The following is a 3,687-nucleotide window of genomic DNA, read 5'->3' on the forward strand; positions in this document are numbered from 1 at the left end:
CTACGCGACCCTCGCTCCAGGCTTCGCCACATTTGCTTCTGTCACTTCGTTTGCATGTGCAAACTCGTGCCATCGCAAACGTCGGAGCACCTCGGTCGTTATGCGTCATCCAATTGAGAATTTATTTATGTATAAGATATTCTTTTCAGTTTATTTGGTAAGCTTATTCCTTAATTTTTCTCTACTTGCAGAAGAGAAATTCCTGATAAATGGCACAAGTGTTAATTTACGGGAAAAGCCTTCTATAAAATCGAAAGTAATTCATATTTTTAGAAATGAAGATGAATTGTTCATTCTTCAATACGAATCAAAATATGAAAATATTGCTGGCCAAGATGGTAGATGGGTAAAGGTCAATTATCAGAATAAGATTGGTTTTGTTTTTAGCATATTTTTGAAACCTTTCGAGTTTAAAAACAAACTTTATGTTTCTATTGAGAAAGCTCGATCTTGTTGCTATAAGATTTGTAAAGCGCATGTTGCTAAATTAAGTTGTTCAAAGGCGCCAAATCATCCAGATTGTGATTGCGGCGAAGAGTGTGAGGGTGGCGGTCCGACTAGTATGTTAGATTATGGTTGGACACCCGATTTAGAAGATCGGAAAAGATATTTTCAAAATCATAACGATGTTCGAATTAACTATCAAAAATATAGCGAACAATGTCTTTTGAAATAATTTAGTACAATAATTGGACGACGCATAACTTTCGGTGCTTCCGCAGCGCTTCGAGCTTGCTTCGCAACTCTCGCTTGGCCTTCGGCACATTTCGCTTTGTCACTCGCCTTGCTGGGCAAGTCTCGCGCCAAGTCCTTCGGACTCGCGAAACGTCGGAACACCTCGGTCGTTAGACGCAAGGCACAACTAAATTTCTATAGGTGAAATATGCTTTTTGATGAAAAGATAAAACCAGGTATTGCTAATAATATTGATCTTGCTCACTTCGATCACGAGGAGTTCGAGATAGTAAAAAGATTTAGTCATGAGTTTTTTGTTACAAATGGCGGTGGAGTTGCTCGTATTGCAAATAGCGTGTATCAATATTTTCTCGTTAAGCCAACGCAAAAATATACAGACCTTTTCAATTTTGAAAAAGAAATAATTTGTGTTATAAGTAGATATTCGAGACTTGAGCCGAGAACTTTAGATGCATTTGATTATGTTAAGAAGCAATATCAACATTTCCGTTTAGAGAAGATATGCTTTATACTGATAAGCAAGGATGAAAATGTTGAAGAAGATCTGGGTAATATTCTTAAAAATGATAAAGAATCTTTGATCATCATTCCCTTCTCATTTAAAGAAATCTTATATAATAAGGATAATTACGAACACTTTATTAAAAATAGATTTAAAAAGTATTTTTATAGTAGGGATCTATTTGCTTTCGACGGAGTGATTAAAAAAGATGTCTATTTCTTTGGGAGAGATGAAATTGCTTACAGCATAATTAATAAGCATAAGTCAAATGAAAATACGGGGCTGTTTGGATTACGAAGAACCGGAAAAACTTCGATCATCCATAAAATTCAGAGAATTCTAGAACAAGACGAGCAAGCCTTTGTTTCTATTGATTGCCAAAATCCAGCTTTTCACAAAAGACGCTGGAACAGTGCTTTATACTATATTTTAAAGGAAATTAGCGAATTTTATAAACTGAAAGTAAATATACAATCAGAGGATAAATTTACAGAAGTCGAAGCGGCGTCTTTATTTGAAAAAGGAATTCTTAATATTAAACAAGCATTGGGCAATCGACTAATTCTCCTTATTTTTGATGAAATTGAAAACATTACCTTTGGAGTCTCACCCTCGATCCATTGGGAAAAGGATTTAGATTTTATATATTTTTGGCAAACTCTTAGGTCAGTATATCAGAAGCATAATAATATATACACATATTTACTAGTTGGAACAAATCCCTTGTGTGTCGAAATGCCAATCATTTCAAAGAAAGATAACCCTATCTTTAATCAAATTCCGTATGATTATATTCAGGGATTTACTGTTCGACAAACAAGAGAAATGGTTCGTACGCTCGGAAGCGCTATGGGTTTGAGGTTTGATGAACTTCTGTATTCTAAGCTGACGGATGACCTTGGAGGCCACCCTTTTTTGATTCGACACGTATGCAGCACAATAAATAAGTTAGTTCCACCTGAACGCCCTGTTTCAGTAGATAAGGTAACGTATGAGAAAGCTAAGCATGAGTTTGCCGAAAAGTATAATTCTTATTTAGAAATGATAATTAATGTTTTAAAGGAACATTTTTCAGACGAATATGATATGTTGACCTTTCTGGCAATTGGCGATTATGATACATTTGTAAAGTTTGCTGAAAATTCTCCTCTTTACACAAATCATTTAATAGGGTATGGCTTGATTGCTAGGGAGAATGATAATTACTTTTTCAGAATTGAAATTATAAAAGATTATCTCTCTAAGATGCATCGTTATGAAAAACTGAATATGACAACGGATGAGATTTGGAGAGAAATAGCGGAAAGGCGCAATGGTCTCGAGCCCAAATTGCGAATGATAGTTCGTAGTCAACTACAAGCTCAACTAGGCAAAAATATTGCTAAGGTTGAAGTACTTCAGGTTTTTGGTGAGCCTCGAAAAAGCAAAGGCAATGCTTTAGCATATGAGGACCTTTTTAATCCGAGCAAAATAGATATTTACTTTGAAGATCTTAGAAAAATAATAATTAAGCATTGGAATTATTTTAAGAATATTTTCGGTCCTGATAAACAAAAATTTGACGATCAAATGCATGCGATAAATAAAAATCGAAATGATGCTCACGCTAAAGAAATTTCAAAGGCATCTCATGATGTCTTTCGATCTGCAATTTCGGATATAGAAATGAAGGTATCCGATTTTCTTTGATTGGTTATGCCCTGCGTCTAACTTTCGGTGCTTCCGCAGCGCTTCGAGCTTGCTTTCGCAACTCTCGCTTGGCCTTCGGCACATTTTGCTTTGTCACTCGTCTTGCAAAGCAAGTCTCGTGCCAAGTGCTTCGCACTCGCAAAACGTCGGAACACCTTGGTCGTTAGGCGTCATTGTTTAAAAATATTCGGAATGAGTAAATTTTCTAAGAAATATACGGATTATCATTTTCATCCAGAAATTTCTGATAACATAGAAATAGTGTGTTATGAGAGAAAAGATACTGGGTTTGATGTTTATATATTTGAAAAAAAGGATTCGGTTCCAGAATTTGAAGATTCTCGCATCGATCAATTTCATATATTTTTAGGAACGATTGATTCAGAAGATGAGTTTGAAAAGTTCTATAATATGGAAATTAAGAAATCAATTGGAAACAGATATGAACTAATTCCATATTATATAGAAAAGGGGTCGAGAAAAGTTTGTGGGAAAATATTTGATGCTCTCAATAATCTCGGCTGTTTTGGTATGTCATTAAGCTCTGACAGATTAGGGGATTATACAATTTATATTCGTAGAAAAGATGTTGAGTTTGCAAAAACGATTATTCAATCTAATCTGCTTTGATTTTTTATTCGAAATTTTATGGGAATTTATTTACATTAAGTAAAACAACGACGCCTAACTTTCGGTGCTTCCGCTGCGCTTCGGGCTCACTTTGTGACCCTCGCTTGGGCTTCGCCACATTTGCTTCTGTCACTTCGTTTGCATGAGCAAACTCGTGCCATCGCAAACGT

4 protein-coding genes are annotated in these 3,687 nt (G+C 35.5%); 3 read left to right on the forward strand and 1 reads right to left on the reverse strand.

Annotation, left to right across the window (positions count from 1 at the left end; all coding sequences use genetic code 11):
- The 3 genes from LEP1GSC192_RS18525 to LEP1GSC192_RS18535 form a co-directional block, all read left to right on the forward strand.
- Positions 1-676, forward strand: a 676-nt coding sequence (locus LEP1GSC192_RS18525) for an SH3 domain-containing protein (protein ID WP_232421048.1), incomplete at its 5' end; no start/stop codon positions are given.
- Between the two features lie 207 nt (positions 677-883).
- Entirely contained in the window at positions 884-2,887 is a 2,004-nt protein-coding gene (locus tag LEP1GSC192_RS18530) for an ATP-binding protein (protein WP_020771537.1), read from the forward strand.
- 192 nt (positions 2,888-3,079) lie between these two features.
- Positions 3,080-3,517, forward strand: a complete 438-nt coding sequence (locus LEP1GSC192_RS18535; RefSeq protein WP_036091104.1) for a hypothetical protein — start codon at positions 3,080-3,082, stop codon at positions 3,515-3,517.
- Positions 3,518-3,603: 86 nt separating this feature from the next.
- Here LEP1GSC192_RS18535 and LEP1GSC192_RS20240 read toward each other — a convergent pair whose 3' ends face one another.
- A complete protein-coding gene (locus tag LEP1GSC192_RS20240) occupies positions 3,604-3,678 on the reverse strand; it encodes a TraY domain-containing protein (protein WP_157186936.1) in 75 nt (24 codons plus the stop codon).
- Positions 3,679-3,687 lie beyond the last annotated feature (9 nt).

This window comes from Leptospira sp. B5-022, assembly GCF_000347035.1.
GTDB classification, from domain to species: Bacteria; Spirochaetota; Leptospiria; order Leptospirales; family Leptospiraceae; genus Leptospira_B; species Leptospira_B cinconiae.

Bases quoted from the DNA above. Each gene is read 5' to 3' on its own strand.
- LEP1GSC192_RS18530 (WP_020771537.1), top strand. From the start codon at position 884: ATGCTTTTTGATGAAAAGATAAAACCAGGTATTGCTAATAATATTGAT.
- LEP1GSC192_RS18535 (WP_036091104.1), top strand. From the start codon at position 3,080: ATGAGTAAATTTTCTAAGAAATATACGGATTATCATTTTCATCCAGAA.